9 protein-coding genes and 1 tRNA gene are annotated in these 15,484 nt (G+C 40.2%); 8 read left to right on the forward strand and 2 right to left on the reverse strand.

What is annotated here, in order from left to right; all coding sequences use genetic code 11:
- Positions 1 to 191: 191 nt before the first annotated feature.
- Together RM368_RS11500 and RM368_RS11505 are read right to left on the reverse strand one after the other, a co-directional pair.
- A complete protein-coding gene (locus RM368_RS11500; RefSeq protein ID WP_322694188.1) occupies positions 192 to 1,475 on the reverse strand; it encodes a bifunctional oligoribonuclease/PAP phosphatase NrnA in 1,284 nt (427 codons plus the stop codon).
- A gap of 626 nt (positions 1,476 to 2,101) precedes the next feature.
- On the reverse strand, positions 2,102 to 2,599 hold the full coding sequence (locus RM368_RS11505; protein ID WP_094349059.1) for an HNH endonuclease: 498 nt from the start codon (positions 2,597 to 2,599) through the stop codon (positions 2,102 to 2,104).
- A gap of 424 nt (positions 2,600 to 3,023) precedes the next feature.
- On the opposite strand from RM368_RS11505, the gene alr reads away from it, so the two are divergent.
- From alr to RM368_RS11545, 8 genes are all read left to right on the forward strand, one after another.
- A complete protein-coding gene (gene alr / locus RM368_RS11510) occupies positions 3,024 to 4,211 on the forward strand; it encodes an alanine racemase (RefSeq protein ID WP_322694189.1) in 1,188 nt (395 codons plus the stop codon).
- 178 nt (positions 4,212 to 4,389) lie between these two features.
- Positions 4,390 to 4,471: transfer RNA gene (locus RM368_RS11515), tRNA-Leu, on the forward strand.
- An 882-nt stretch (positions 4,472 to 5,353) separates the two neighbouring features.
- On the forward strand, positions 5,354 to 6,421 hold the full coding sequence (locus RM368_RS11520; RefSeq protein WP_322694190.1) for a response regulator: 1,068 nt from the start codon (positions 5,354 to 5,356) through the stop codon (positions 6,419 to 6,421).
- Positions 6,422 to 6,483: 62 nt separating this feature from the next.
- A complete protein-coding gene (locus RM368_RS11525; RefSeq protein ID WP_322694191.1) occupies positions 6,484 to 6,861 on the forward strand; it encodes a response regulator in 378 nt (125 codons plus the stop codon).
- A 4-nt stretch (positions 6,862 to 6,865) separates the two neighbouring features.
- Positions 6,866 to 7,363 carry a chemotaxis protein CheW gene (locus tag RM368_RS11530; RefSeq protein ID WP_322694192.1) on the forward strand — a complete coding sequence of 166 codons (498 nt, stop codon included), beginning with the start codon at positions 6,866 to 6,868 and terminating at the stop codon, positions 7,361 to 7,363.
- Positions 7,364 to 7,424: 61 nt separating this feature from the next.
- Positions 7,425 to 10,235, forward strand: coding sequence for a methyl-accepting chemotaxis protein (locus RM368_RS11535; RefSeq protein WP_322694193.1), 2,811 nt, complete (start codon positions 7,425 to 7,427; stop codon positions 10,233 to 10,235).
- 175 nt (positions 10,236 to 10,410) lie between these two features.
- Complete coding sequence (locus tag RM368_RS11540) at positions 10,411 to 13,431, forward strand: hybrid sensor histidine kinase/response regulator (RefSeq protein ID WP_322694194.1); 3,021 nt, start codon at positions 10,411 to 10,413, stop codon at positions 13,429 to 13,431.
- Between the two features lie 871 nt (positions 13,432 to 14,302).
- Complete coding sequence (locus RM368_RS11545) at positions 14,303 to 15,424, forward strand: hypothetical protein (RefSeq protein ID WP_322694195.1); 1,122 nt, start codon at positions 14,303 to 14,305, stop codon at positions 15,422 to 15,424.
- Positions 15,425 to 15,484: the final 60 nt, after the last annotated feature.

Raw genomic sequence — 15,484 nt, forward strand, 5'->3', positions numbered from 1 at the left:
GTGCAATTTATCTGGCTGCTTCTGTCATTTGGCTCAATTGATGACACGCCCTAGTGTAAATAACCTAGTTCAGCCTTCGTCATAAAACCCAAATTCCCGACTTTTATCAAAAATCGGGAAGGGATACTATCTGAACAAACACTTTAACTGCTGTATTAGTTAGGAGTTCTCCGCGTCTCCTTGAAATCTCTCTACTCCGATTGAATCGGGTTGTCTCTGGGGTTAACTAACCTCAGCAGTTTTTGCTTAATTTGAGCGTCGAATACTTCCCATTTCATTTTCGCATAGGCGGAATTTTCGTTACTGCCAGATAAGAAGCCCATCGGGATTTCAAAGCCACCTGCGCTTGTTCTTCCACCGCCGAAAAAGCGCCCTGTGCTATCTTGCCCAAAAGCTTCTTTGATGAATTCATCGGGGTCAAGGGTAAGTTTGCTAGTTCTCAGGGAGCCGATGACTATTTCCAGTTCTTCGTCTTCATCGTGAACAATGCCGTAAACTACGGCGGTGTGGACGTTTTCTTCGGTAACCAGAAAATCAGCCGCTTGGGGGATGGCGTCACGGTCTTCGTAGCGTAAATAGCCAACACCAGCAATGGAAAAGTTATTTTGGACGATGCGGTTTTTTAGCGATCGCTCGATCACATCCATTACCCGCTTGGAACGGTTCGCCTGTAAAATAGCATTCAACAGTTGAGCGTCATAAAATCGGCTTAAATACGCCGCTGCCATAAAATCTTCTTCTTGCGCTTGCATTAGCCGATCTGTATCCGATCGCAAGCCATGCATCAAGGCAGTAGCACATTTGACGTGTTGATTTATGCTGCTATCTAATGCCAATAATCCTGTTTGGAGGTATTGAGTAAAAATTGTTGCCGTTGCTCTTACATAAGGACGGATATCCTCAAACTCTGATTGCAGATCGCCTTGGATGCTGTGATGATCGACGAGTACCACTAAAGGAATTCCAGCCTGCTGCACCGTTGACAGTAGTTGTGAAGTGGTTCCCTGGTTGTCAATTAATACAAAACCTTGATAAGATGACAAATCTTTTGTTTTCAAGGTTTGGGTTGTCCAGCGTTGGATAGGTAAATTAGTCAGCCTTACCAAGGCAATATTTTCTTGATGGCTCAATGCACCAGCATAAATGATTTCACACTTGATATCATATTGCTGGGCGATTAACTGATAAGCCCAGGCGCAAGAAAGGGCATCAGGGTCAGGAAAATCTTGCAGAATTACCAGTTGGCGATCGTGTCGGTGTGCCAAAAGGGTTTTTTGCAGTTCTTCTGACTTTTGTTGTGCCAGAGAATTACTACGCTGACTGAGATATATCGCTCCATCACCTACCGATGGCGGTAATGACGGACTTTTAAATGCAACTTCCACTGGCGCTTTCTCGATTTCAGGTTCCTCTGGGTTTGGCTCTGTGGTCAACGACAAACTCTCAAACTGAGTAACGGGAGAATTAAAGTACATAGGGAACTTTTTTTAAGTGTGAGGCTCCTTTAATTCAGAAATACTACGAGCAGCAATTACCTGAATTTAGCCACATTAATTACGATCTTCGCAAAAATCTCAAGACATTGCACTATACATCTAAGTATATTTCTTGTCAGTAACAGCGCTCAACAATCAACTAACTTCCACTAAAGGGCATACAGCAAAGAAGTTTAGGATATTGGGCTGTATCTGGCAGCATAATGTTTTAGGAGTTTTGTTCTCTTTCGTAAATTCAATCAGCGAGATTTGTATCTAACTTAGGGTAGACTTACTATCTTATACTTGAGAATTAGTCCTTGATATTTGAAATATTCTTATGCTTAATATTCTCATTATTGTGACTATTGAGCAATTAACAATTATTTTTGTATCTCCTTTGAAGATTTTGCAAATTTAGACTAAAGTCCAAAGACTAAAGTCCAATGGAAAAAGCAAAAGACAGGGGGAGTAAAGAGCAAAAAGGAAACTCTATATACATACAACAAATTTAAAAGCTTGATATTTGATGCAATCGCCTTTGTTGCAAGCCACATAGCCACCAATTGGTTATCTCCCAAAGAAAGAGGTATTTCTTCTTTTTCCTTTGCTCCTCTGTTTTTTGCTCAAAGACCTATAACATATTTTTGCCACTCTGTATGCAGTCCACTCTTAAGATGTTTGCTGACCTCGAAATAGAGACTGCTATAAGGTTGGCGCGGGGGATGACGCAAAGGCATGTGAGCTTCGTGGGGAGTCCGACTGCCTTTTTTGACATTACAACGGACACAAGCGGTAACAATATTCTCCCAAGTATCGCCTCCGCCGCGCGATCGCGGTATTACATGGTCTAGTGTCAATTCATCCCCTGTGTAACCACAGTATTGACAGGCATGACCATCACGGTGCAATATATTTCGGCGAGTTAGAGGGATTTCTTTATAAGGAACGCGTACATAATGACGCAACCGGATCACGGTCGGCAACGGGAAATCCGTGTACAGAAATTTACCGTTGTGTTCCACGCGTTCTGCTTTGCCCTTGATTAAAAGAACTACAGCACGACGCCAACTCGTTATATTGAGAGGTTCGTAAGAGGCGTTTAAGACTAAAACCTTCCCCATTATTTGCGCTCAGGGTATGAGTTTTACAATATATTAACACAAATACACCCTGCTAGGGAGATGAGAAGAAATTATACTTTCGGAAGAATTTGAAAATTAAGTTATGAGTAAAAAGTTAGGAGTGAGGAGTGAGGAGTTAGGAGTTGTAAAGTCAAATTTATTACTTAATTAAAATTATTACTTAGACTGACGCAATCGCGCAGCGTCTCGTAGACAAGAACAAAGTGAAAAGTTGACCTGTAAGATTTACTTCTAACTCATAACTCATAACTCATAACTCATAACTTTTACTTTAGCACCGTAACATCTTGTATCAATTCCAATCTGAAGGTTAAACTTCCTATTTAATCTGATCTCGCTTTTAGGAGCGTGTATAGATAGATAATTTGCAAGTTTAGCCGTGGCGGGATAGGAGTCAGTACAAATGTTAAGTCGCAAACAAATCCCTGGTATAGTTCCTAATCAGCAGTGCGATACCTACGCGTGGTTTTCGCAACGAGCTTGGGTTGAAATTGATTTAGAGGCGTTGTCGTCCAATGTAAAGCAACTGGTGCAGTTTTTATCGCCGCGTACTCAGTTGATGGCAGTAGTAAAAGCTGATGCTTATGGACATGGAGCGGTAACAGTCGCTCAAATTGCCATCCAATCAGGAGCTAGTTGCTTAGGAGTGGCTACAGTTCCAGAAGCTATTCAATTGCGAGAAGGCGGGATTCAAGCGCCCATTTTGATTTTAGGGGCAACTCATACACTCGAGCAGATTCATGCGATCGCCCAATGGAAACTTCAGCCTACACTCTGTAGCCCTAAACAAGCTTTAGTATTTTCTGATACCTTAGAATCGATGAATCATGGTTCTCCAGTGCCCGTACATATTAAATTAGACACGGGAATGTCTAGATTGGGGACTGATTGGCGGCAAGCAGGCGAATTTGTGCAATTAGTGCAGCGCTTACCACATCTATCTATTGCCAGCATTTATTCTCATTTAGCGACAGCAGACGATCCCGATACCACGGCAATGGAAGAACAGCATAAACGATTTGAGGATGCGATCGCTCAAATCAAAACAATGGGAATTGAACCGCCTTGCTTGCACTTGGCAAACTCAGCCGCCACACTTACAAATCCAGCATTGCACTACGATATGGTGCGTGTAGGTTTAGCTGTTTACGGACTCTATCCAGCACCGCATTTACAAAATGCGATCGATCTCAAGCCTGTTTTGCAACTTAAGGCAAGAGTTACCCAAGTTAAAACAATTGCCGCAGGAACAGCTGTTAGCTATGGTCATAAATTTATTGCCCCGCGCGAACTTCGCCTTGCTGTTGTGGGAATTGGCTATGCTGACGGTGTTCCTCGCAGTCTTTCCAACAAAATGCAGGCATTAATTCGCGGTCAGCGCGTGTCACAAATTGGGACAATTACAATGGATCAGTTGATGCTGGATGTAAGTGCCATACCCAATATTCAAGAAGGAGAAATAGTCACCTTATTAGGAGAACAGGGAAAAGAACAAATTTCAGCGGATGACTGGGCAAAACAATTAAACACTATTTCTTGGGAAATTCTCTGTGGATTCAAGCATCGTCTGCCTCGTGTTGCAATTATGTAATTGGGCATGGAGAAGAGGCAGAGGGGTAGAAAGCAGGGAGCAGAGGGGAAAGATGTAATTTTTTATTCTTTCCATTGCCCCCGATAAGAATTTATTTTTAATCTATCCCTGCCTCCCCTGCTTCTTCCCCATTCCTTATTCCCAAAAATAATTTCTTATGGTATGATACTAAACTGATGCGGATGTGGCGGAATTGGCAGACGCGCTAGATTTAGGTTCTAGTTCCGAAAGGAGTGAAGGTTCAAGTCCTTTCATCCGCACTTTTGATAAATTAAATTGCCTTATCTAGGCTGGTACTTATACTTGAGTTAAAAGTTCAAGAATAGTTACCAGCCTATTTAAATATCGCTTAAATAAAAATATGTTTTGCCAGCATAGCTTCAAATACAAGAGGATATTTGAAAATTTGTTTGTGGTAAAATGCGCCTGTGAACAAGACAGGGAAAGACTTTTAACTCAATAAGTCTGTTCTCCAAATGATAGTAAACGTGTCAAAGTGCATAAGTCCTAATGAATTTAATAACCTACAATTTTCGTAGGTAGGATGTGTTAGGGACATAACGTACCATTCTGAGAACTTTCAGTACCTATTCTCGGCGGTAAAACACTCTGCAAAAAATAAGTTTTGCATTCTGTTTCACCTAAGTTATTAAATACAACTAACAAAAAATACATTTATTGCTTTCAATAAATAAGTGTTATTACTGTGGTCAACTTGAAGTTGCTCGATGCAAAGTGGCTTCATTCAGTCCTTACTTGTTTAAAAAATAAATTTTAACTAAGTGTAAATACAGAAGCTCAAAGAGATCGCCATTAATAAAATCAGTATTATTCCTGTGGTCAGATTGGGGTTACTCAATGGAAAGTGGCTTCATCTAGTCTTGACATTTTTATGTCTTATTTCTCGAAAGATGTTGATAAATCTCAGTAACACTAAGTAGATTAATCACAATTTACGAATTTACTAAGATTTGCTCATCTAAAATTAACGCTACTCTCGTTGAGTTTCACCACAAACCTAGATGTAAACTGATGTACTTTAAAATCCAAAAGTTTAATGCTTTTTACTTGATTTTGATTGTGGAATAACTTTACACGAATTTAGCTTACACGTATCGAATTTTAGCTGAAGTAAAAGCAAAATGAGCACAACTCCTATAGGTAGCTACAGGTTGTTCCAGAAACTACATCCGCTATCTCTGTTGGCACAATTAACAAGTCGGCGTGCTACGGGTTGCTTAAGCGTATTTACCGGGATAGTTTCTTGGTCAATCTATCTAGAGGACGGTAAACTTACTTATGCCTCCTATTCAGATAAACTCTTTGAGCGCCTTGACAGTCACTTACGGCGCTTGAGTCAGCAAATTCCTGCTCTCAACAGCGCCACTCGCGTACAGATGCGGCTGATGTTTGAGACGAAAAATGAACATCAATCAATACCAAATGCAGATTACCAAGCTATTTGTTGGTTAGTAAATCAGGACTATATTACCTCTGTGCAAGCAGGAAGCCTGATAGACGAATTAGCAAAAGAAGTAATGGAATCATTTCTATGTTTAAAAGAAGGTAGCTATGAATTCAGTCCAGAAAGCTCTTTGGATGAACTACCAAAGTTCTGTCAGCTGGATTTAAGGTTGCTTGTTGAACACTGTCAAAAACAGTTACGAAATCGGCAAAATATTCAGTCATCAATTCCGGCTGGTGGGAGTTCTCAAGTTTTTTCTACAACACAATCGTCTCAAGTTCAGCCACAGTTGCAAATAAAGATTGGGCAAAACTTGCCAATTCCAATCAATTTTGAGATTCCGGAAAATAATAAAACTCCTCAGTCATCTGTTGGCAAAAAACTATATACAATTGCCTGCATTGATGATAGCCAAACTGTTTTGAATTCTATCAAACACTTTTTAGATGAAAACACATTTTCAGTTGTAACGATCAACGATCCGGTAAAAGCTTTAATGCAAATTCTCCGGAGTAAGCCCGATCTGATTTTGCTAGATGTTGAAATGCCAAGTTTGGATGGCTATGAGCTATGTTCCTTATTACGTAAACATTCAGCTTTTAAAAATACACCGATTGTTATGGTGACTGGTAGAACAGGGTTTATCGACAGAGCAAAAGCTAAAATGGTCAGATCGTCAGGATATTTGACTAAGCCTTTTACACAATCAGAATTGCTAAAAATGGTTTTTAAGCATCTTGGTTGATTGAAATAAGGCAAATAAAAATAACAAAATATGTTTAATTTATTTTTTTAGGAGATTTGATAGTGAGCCTGACTTTGCTTGGCACAATTTTGATTGTAGAAGATTCTCCCAGTGAATTGGAATTAATGAGCCATTATCTTAAAGAGAGTGGTTACAACGTAATTAAAGCAAGTGGTGCAAAAGAGGGTTTAGAAAAAGCTGTGTTAGAAAAACCAGATGCGATCGTTACTGATGTAGTAATGCCAGAAATGAGTGGATTTGAATTGTGTCGTTCTCTGAGAAGAAATCCAATTACTGCAAAAGTGCCGATTGTGGTTTGTAGTTCCAAAAATCAAGAAATTGATCGTTTGTGGGCGATGAGACAAGGTGCAGATGCCTATATAACTAAACCTTACACCCGCGATCATCTCCTACGTACTATTAAATCAATGGTAATTTGAATCAATGACTAGTACAAACATTACTCTTTCTTCAAAACCAATCCCGAAGAATTTAGCAGATAGTTATCTGAAGTTTCAGCTAAATCAACAAACTACTGCTGTTTTATCAATGAAGCATACGCAAGAAGCAATTCTTGTCCCTGTTGAATCGATTACGTCAATACCGAATATGCCATCCTGCATATTAGGATTAATGAATTGGCGGAGTCGGATAATTTGGGTAGTTGATTTACCAAGAATGCTCAATTTAGAATCCCTAGACTATCGACTGCGACAATACAATGCGATCGTTATTCAAGTGGAATCATTGGTGTTGGGATTAGTTGTACAAGAAATAAAAGGTACAACGAAGTTCATAGTTGATGATATTCATTCTCCTATCGGACAAGTGACATCCAGTTTAGTTCCTTATTTATGTGGGTGTGTTGTGCAACAGGAAGAAATATTACTGGTATTAGATGCACAGGCGATTGTGCAATCTTCTATTCTCCGCAGTGATTAGGGTGTACTACTAAAAAAAGATTTTTAGTGTTCTTATTCACATACTTAGGAGAACTACTTTTATGTTTAATAAAACTAACACGAATCAAGGTAATAGCGGTCAAAATCGAGCATCGCTGATTTCATCTCAAAAAGCCATTGGAACTGTAGTAAAGCTACCAACTAAGCTGACTACTGAAAGTGCTAATAATTCTGCTTGGAATCAGGGGATTGCCTATTTTACCAGGCTGGGATTGGTTAAGAAAGCGACTATTTTAGCGATCGCAATCGGTACAATACCAGTTTTGGGCATCGGTGCGATCGCTTTTGGTTTTGCTAACAAATCTATTACTAAGCAAATTACCCAATCTCAACAAGCCGAAGCCACTGGATTGAGTGATAAAGTTAACCGCTTCATGCTGGGACGCTACGGTGATATTCAGGTAATATCAAACTTGCTATTTTTGACAAATTCTCAAGCTAGTATTAGTACTCAAGAAAAGCAAGCAGTTTTAGATCGGGTTGTCGAAGCCTACAAAGCTTATGACAGTATTGCTGTTTTCGATCGCCAAGGTAACTTGATTGTCCAGTCTACAGGCGAACCCCTGGAAAATCAAAAAGACCGCACCTATTTTCAAGACGCTTTACAAAAAGATACTCCTGTCATCAGCCAACCGGAAGCAGCAAAAAATACTGGTGTCGTAAGTATTTATCTAGCTGCACCTGTGAAAGAGACAAGAACGGGCCAAACTATTGGCGTGGTACAAGCACGTATGCCCGTAAAATCTTTAGAGGAAGTTACCAAAAACTACGCAGCCAACGGACAACAATACTATTTGCTTGATGCTTCGGGAACAGTTTTCTTGAGTCCCCAAAAGGAATTATTGGGGAAAGAGGCCAAGGCAGAGTATTCTAATTTACCTAAACTGTTAGCAGCCAAAAAGGTAAATAGTTTTATAGAAGTTCCGAAAACTCACAAAAAACAAGAACTAGTCAGCTATGTACCAGCTAGTACCTTAGATGGCTTACCCGATCTAAATTGGCAGGTACTTTTAGCTACAGATACCGCAACTGTATTTGAGCCGCAAAGACAATTGTTGTGGACTATAGCCATCGGTACAGCAGTGACAGCATTGATTGTAGGTGCGATCGCATCTCGGTTAGCTAAACTGACTACACTACCAATTCTCAATGCAACTGCGGCATTAGCAAAGTTAGGTCAAGGTAAATTTAATACCCGTCTGGAAATTGAAAGAGAAGACGAATTAGGGGTATTGAGTGCAAATATCAACCTGATGGCCGAACAATTGCAGGTCTTAGTTAAAGAACAGCAGCAAGAACTAGACGTTGAAGGGACAAAATTACTAGCAGATATTACCCTACGGATTCGGAAAGTTCTTAAAACTGAAGATATTTATCACGCAGCAGTCAAAGAAATTCAGCGAATCCTCAAAACAGACCGGGTAATCATTTATAGTCTGAATCCAGGTACTTTGACTGGCGTTGTCGTTGCGGAATCGGGAACTGATAATTGGCCCAAAATGCTGGGAGTGCAAATTGACGACCCTTATTTTAAGGAACATTATCTAGAAAGCGATCGCAATGAACAAGTGCAAGCAGTTGCCGATATTCATCAAGACCAAAGCCTGAAAAATGCCGACAGTTACATCCAACTGTTGGAAAAATTTGCTGTCAAAAGTCATTTAATTGTACCGATTCTTGCCCAAGAAAAACTTTTAGGTTTATTAATTGCTCATCATTGCGAAACTCCTCATGTTTGGCAACAGCCGGAAATTGACTTGTTTCAACAGATAGCAACTCAAATCGGCTATGCCTTAGAACAAGCCAAGTTATTAGAAGAGATAGAAAAAGTCAGAAATGTAACTATAAGTGGGTCAGACGAAACACTGCAACAACAACTTTTACAACTACTCAACGACGTAGAAGGTGCAGCCAGAGGCGATTTGACAGTGCGTGCAGATGTAACTGCTGGGGAAATTGGTACTGTTGCCGACTTCTTCAACTCCATTGTAGAAAGCCTCCGGGATATTGTTACCCAAGTTAAACAAGCTGCCATCCATGTAAATAGTGCCATTGGCTCTAACGAAGGAGCCATCCGCCACCTAGCAGAAGAAGCGCTAACCCAAGCTGCCGAAATCAACCGCACCCTTGATGCTGTTGACCAAATGACCCAATCCATGAAAGCCGTAGCCGAAAGTGCCGAAAAAGCCGCCTTCATTGCTAACCATGCTGCTCACACCGCCACCAATAGCGGACACGCGATGGATTTGACAGTACAAAATATCCTCTCTTTGCGAGAAACTGTGGGTGAAACTGCTAAGAAAGTGAAACGTTTGGGAGAGTCTTCGCAACAAATTTCTCGCGTGGTTTCCTTGATTAACCAAATTGCGATTCAAACCAACTTGCTTGCCATTAACGCCGGTATTGAAGCAGCACGTGCGGGTGAAGAAGGTCAAGGTTTTGCCGTAGTTGCTGAAGAAGTCGGCGAATTAGCAGTTAGGAGTGCCGCCGCAACCCAAGAAATCGAACAAATTGTTGAAAATATCCAACGAGAAACCAGTGAAGTGGTGCAAGCAATGGAAATAGGCACTACCCAAGTCGTAGAAGGTACTCGAATTGTGGAGGAAGCTAAACAAAGTCTGAGTGAAATTTTGGATGTATCTTCTCAAATTGACTCCTTAGTGCAGTCGATTTCTACCGCGACTGCATCTCAGGTTGAAACATCCCAAAGTGTTAGCCAATTGATGAAAGATATCGCTGCTATATCACAACGTAGCAGCGATTCTTCTCGCCAAGTTTCTGAATCTCTGCAACAAACTGTGGATATTTCCCAGCAGTTGCAAGAGACTGTCGAGGCTTTCAAAGTTAGTTAATGTTTGTCATTTGTCATTTGTCCTTTGTCCTTTGCGATTTGCTAGTGATGAATGATGAATGACTTTTGTTATTTGTCTGTTGTCATTTGTCCTTTGTCTTTTTACTAATGACTAATGACTAATGACTAATGACCAATGACCAATGACCAATGACCAATGACTAAGGACAAAAACCATGCTACAAGACAAAGAATTAGAAATCCAGATGCAGTTTCTGGAAGAAGCAACAGATTACTTAAATACCTTAGAAGGGGTATTGCTGGAAATTGATACTAGTAACCGCATCGATTTGGATAAAATCAATGCTGCACTCCGGGCCACTCATTCTATTAAAGGTGGTGCGGGGATGATGGGATTTAAATCGCTAAGTGATTTATCTCACCGTTTGGAAGATTCTTTTAAAGTTTTAAAAACTAAAAAAAATTCTTTAGAAATCGATACTCAGTTGCAAAGTTTATTGCTATCTGGAGTTGACTGGCTGCGTCAAATTGTAGAATTGCTTGCAGAAGGGAATGTTGTCGAAGATCAGTGGTTAGCAACTTTTTGTTATCCCATCTTCGATGAGTTGCACGATCGCTTGGGCGACCCCACCCCAGAAGATGCCTCAACTATGCTATCCCCAGAGGACGGGCAAGACGTTATTCCTTTGCTATTTGCCACAGAAGTAGAAGAGTGTTTGCAACGTCTAGAATCTATATTGGCAGATAGCGAACAAGCCGGATTGCATGAAAATATTGCGATACTAGCAGCTGAATTAGGCGGTTTGGGAGAAATGCTTCAGTTGCAAGCTTTTAGCAAGCTTTGTGAGTCGGTAACGCAGCATTTGGAAACTGTTAGTAGAGAACGCATTCCCGAAATTGCTCAGTTAGCATTGCAAGCATGGCGGCGATCGCAAGCTTTGGTGCTGACAAATCAGCTAGATAACTTACCTACAGCCATTGACTTGGTAACTTCGCAATCTCTACCGCTATTACCAGCAGAAGTGATACCACAACTTCTCCCTACAGATGTCCTCGATACAGAAATAGCGTCAACAGCTGTTTGGCAAGCAGAGATAACTCCAGAAACCTGGGTGAAAGATGAAGCAATTGCAGCCAATTTTACATTTGTAGATGCAGAATTTGCTGAGGATGTAAATGCTGTCAATGTCACCGAGCATAATACAATCTTTGCTAAAGAAGAGAATTCTCCAGATGGCAAATTTAGCGAAGGTAAAGGAGAGGCAGTTGCCGTTGCTAAAGAACGAGAAATTCATGAAAATAGCGTCCGAGTTCCTAGCAAACAGTTAGAGCAAATTAATGATTTATTTGGCGAACTGATTGTTCAGCGAAATGGCTTAAACTCACAACTAGAAAGATTACGCAAACTCGTTCGCAACCTTAACCAGCGAGTTCAAATTCTCGACCGCGAAAACCAAGAATTACGTATAGTCTCTGATAAGATTTCCACTCAAGCTACCATATTTAATGGGACGCATCTACCAGCTGAAAATGCCCACCAAGTACAAAATACAAACACAGAATTTGATGCTTTAGAAATGGATCGCTATAACGAATTAAACCTGCGATCGCAGGAAGTTATGGAAACCATTGTTCAGGTACAGGAAGTCACAACAGATGTGCAACTCAGTGTAGATGATACAGACCATATTGCTCGTAAACTAAACAAAACATCAAAACAGTTACAAACCAAGCTAAATCACATCCGAATGCGACCGCTGTCTGATTTAATCGAACGTTTTCCGAGAGCTTTACGCGATTTAAATGTCGAGTATGGCAAAAATGTTCAGTTAAAAATCGAAGGTGGCAACACTTTAATTGAACGCAGCATTTTAGAAGCTTTAAACGAACCTTTAATGCACCTATTAAGAAACGCTTTCGATCATGGTATCGAAGACTCTGCCACGCGTCGCCTTTTAGGAAAACCAGAACAAGGATTAATTGAAATTACAGCTACTCATCGCAGTAATCGCACCATCATCACCATCCGTGATGATGGTTGGGGCATTTCTCTAGAGAAAATTCGCACCCGCGCCCTAACTATGGGATTGGATGCTTCTTTACTCGCTAATGCTAGTGATGAAGAACTATTATCACTAATTTTTGAACCAGGTTTTACCACCTCTGAGCAAGTCACAGCATTATCTGGCCGCGGTGTCGGTATGGATGTGGTTCGCAATAATCTCAAACTAATTCGAGGAGATGTGAAAGTTGATACCGAACCAGGAGTTGGTACTACCTTCACCTTATCAGTACCGTTTACACTTTCCGTTGCACGAGTTTTGCTGGTAGAAATCAACAAAATTCTATTAGCATTTCCCACAGATGTGATTTCAGAAATATCTTTACTCCAAGACGAGCGAGTTTTTGAAATGGCTGGTAGCGAAGTTTTAAATTGGCAAGGAACCATGCTGCCACTGATTCGCTTAACTCGTTATTTAGAGTTTAATTGCCTACGCTACGATAGCGCAGAGTTGGAAATTCCGGCAGCCATTAGTACTAACAGTGTGTTAATAGTCAAAGGTAATAATCAGCCAGTCGCAATCCAAATAGATCGTTGCTGGGGCGAACAAGAAGTTGCGATTCGCCAAGTTGAAGGAAATATACCTTTACCTGAAGGCTTTAGCAACTGTACAATTCTCGGTGATGGTCGAGTAGTACCACTAGTTAATGTTAATGAGTTGCTGTATTGGATTGCTACAAATCAGCGGACTCCCAGAGGTACTCAATTACCATCAGCAAGGTTAAAAACACCATTCCTGATATTTGATGAAGAGAAAATATCAGCAGCATCTATTAAGCAAAAAGGTACAATTCTAATCGTAGATGATTCGATTAATGTACGCCGCTTTTTAGCTCTGACTCTTGAAAAAGGAGGGTACCAAGTAGAGCAAGCTAAAGATGGTCAAGATGCTTTAGAAAAACTCCATAGTGGATTAAAAGTTGAGGCAGTAATTTGCGATATTGAAATGCCTCGCCTTGATGGTTATGGCTTTTTAGGTAAGGTAAATTCAGACGCGGATACAAAAAATATTCCAGTAGCAATGCTGACTTCTCGTAGCAGCAATAAACATCGACAACTAGCTATGCAATTGGGAGCGCGGGCTTACTTTTCTAAACCTTATAACGAGCAAGAGTTACTGCAAACGCTGGAGGAAATAATTCATTCGGTTGCAGAACAGGCAGCTTCTAATTAAAAATTGTTAATTCATAATTAGGTTTTAGATATTTTTTTAGGTGCGTTATGCCAAAGGCTAATGCACTATTTGTTTTAACTTTTGGTGCCTTGGTGACTATAAGTCACGACTACACAGACTTGTGTTGAGCAGAGTCAAAATACAAAACCCGCCTGCGCGGGTTCAAAAACTGAGTTATATCAGTAATCATCGTCCAGCTTTTGCGTCATACTATTGGTGTGAATTGAAATAATTTTTACATAAACTCAATTTGTAGTGAATTTATGGTAACTGTAAGATTAACAGCTGTTGCTACTGCGTAGGCGTAGCCCGTTGTAGATATTGCAACTACACTTTAGACTAGAGTACAGGAAAAAAACACAGAAGCTGTCGTTATAAATAAAGTTGTTATCTTTACCAAGCTTGTCTCTTTGTTACCAACACAACTTGTTTTGTTACGAATGCTATCCGTTGGTAACGATAACTTATGCGTTCGTTACTAACACAACTCGTTTCGTTACGAATGCTTATCCGTTGGTAACGACACAACTTGTTTTGTTACCAATACAACCTGTTTCGTTACCAAAGCTTATCTATTTGTGCAAACACTTATGCGATTGTTACTACAACTTAAGCAAAACTTATCAATACAAATTCTAACCAAAGCTTAGAGCTATTTTCAGGTAAGCAGCAACATCAAGGAAAATGGACTTGCTACCTAAAATTTTAGGACAGAAAATGCTAAGATTCCAATCAAATAAGTTACGCAGGTTTTTGTATGGCTAAAACCAACAAAAATTAATTTATAAAGATGATTAGTATTCAGTTAAAAAATATAAGGCTAATATCCCAGATTTTTTGAATTTTTAAAAATTAATCCGAGGAGTTTTAGGTGACACAAAACAATAAAAAAAAGGCTATTGCTCAAGCTATTTCTACAGCCGTTGCTCTGGGTTTGGTGATAATGCAAGTGGAATCAGCACAAGCTGCTACCTTGGTGGTTAATAATCTCAATGATAGTGGCGTTGGCTCGTTGCGAGATACGATCGACATTGCAAGTAACAATGACGTGGTAAAGTTCTTATTGGGCAGTAATCCTAGTACAATTACCCTGACAAGTAGGGCACTTGCGATTGCCAAAAATCTCACTATTAATGGCCCAGGTGCTAACTTACTTACCATCAGTACCAGTAATCACTTACCTGTGTTTGACATTAACGCCGCGAATGTTGAACTTTCTGGGCTTGCGATCGCTGGTAATATCAATGCTTACAATTCTAATAACCTAACATTTACCAATACCACCATCAGCGGCGACAATTTTAAGATAGATAGTAACTTAAAACTTATCAATACCACTATCAACAGCGAGAATTTGGAGATCAATGGTGGACTAACAGGAATCGGTGATAATAATGTAACGACTCTCAGTAGGATCACCATTGGCGGCAATTTAACTAGTCCTAGCGGCAATTTAACTATCTCTACTAAGAGCCTGCGAATTAACGGTGGTAACATTATTAATTCAGAAGCAGGAGGCAACATAACTGTTACAGCCAAGAGCCTTGTCATCACAGGTGGTAGTCAGGTAACAATTCCTAATAGCACCGTAAATGGCAATGCTGGGCAAATTAACAGTGGTAGCCATAATTCAGAAGTAGCAGGCACCCTAACTCTTAACTCTGATACTTTGATATTGAATCCTGGTGCTATTATATCAAAACCAGTACCCGAACCAAGCGCGATCGCTGTTGGTAGCAATCATTCAGGAGCAGGAGGCAACATAACTCTTACAACCTCTAACCTGATTCTGAGAAGAGTACCCGAACCAAGCGCGATCGCTGATGATAGCAATAATAATTCAGGAGCAGGAGGTAACATAACTCTTACAACCTCTAACCTGATTCTGAGAAGAGTACCCGAACCAAGTGCGATCGCTGGTACTATACTTGCTAGTAGTCTGGCTTGGCTGGCGAAGACAAAGCAAGCAGCATTTCGCAAGGTGAAGGTATAATTACATATTAGAATAAATTCGCAAATAATTTAAATACGAAGCCCGCTCAGACTTCTATCT

It is taken from the genome of Nostoc sp. DedSLP03 (assembly GCF_034530815.1).
Taxonomy (GTDB): Bacteria; Cyanobacteriota; Cyanobacteriia; order Cyanobacteriales; family Nostocaceae; genus Nostoc.

What these genes read in the sequence shown, in the direction of transcription:
- RM368_RS11500 (WP_322694188.1), bottom strand. Translation starts at nt 1,475, where the DNA reads ATGTACTTTAATTCTCCCGTTACTCAGTTTGAGAGTTTGTCGTTGACC.
- RM368_RS11505 (WP_094349059.1), bottom strand. Translation starts at nt 2,599, where the DNA reads ATGGGGAAGGTTTTAGTCTTAAACGCCTCTTACGAACCTCTCAATATA.
- alr (WP_322694189.1), top strand. Translation starts at nt 3,024, where the DNA reads ATGTTAAGTCGCAAACAAATCCCTGGTATAGTTCCTAATCAGCAGTGC.
- RM368_RS11520 (WP_322694190.1), top strand. Translation starts at nt 5,354, where the DNA reads ATGAGCACAACTCCTATAGGTAGCTACAGGTTGTTCCAGAAACTACAT.
- RM368_RS11530 (WP_322694192.1), top strand. Translation starts at nt 6,866, where the DNA reads ATGACTAGTACAAACATTACTCTTTCTTCAAAACCAATCCCGAAGAAT.
- RM368_RS11535 (WP_322694193.1), top strand. Translation starts at nt 7,425, where the DNA reads ATGTTTAATAAAACTAACACGAATCAAGGTAATAGCGGTCAAAATCGA.
- RM368_RS11540 (WP_322694194.1), top strand. Translation starts at nt 10,411, where the DNA reads ATGCTACAAGACAAAGAATTAGAAATCCAGATGCAGTTTCTGGAAGAA.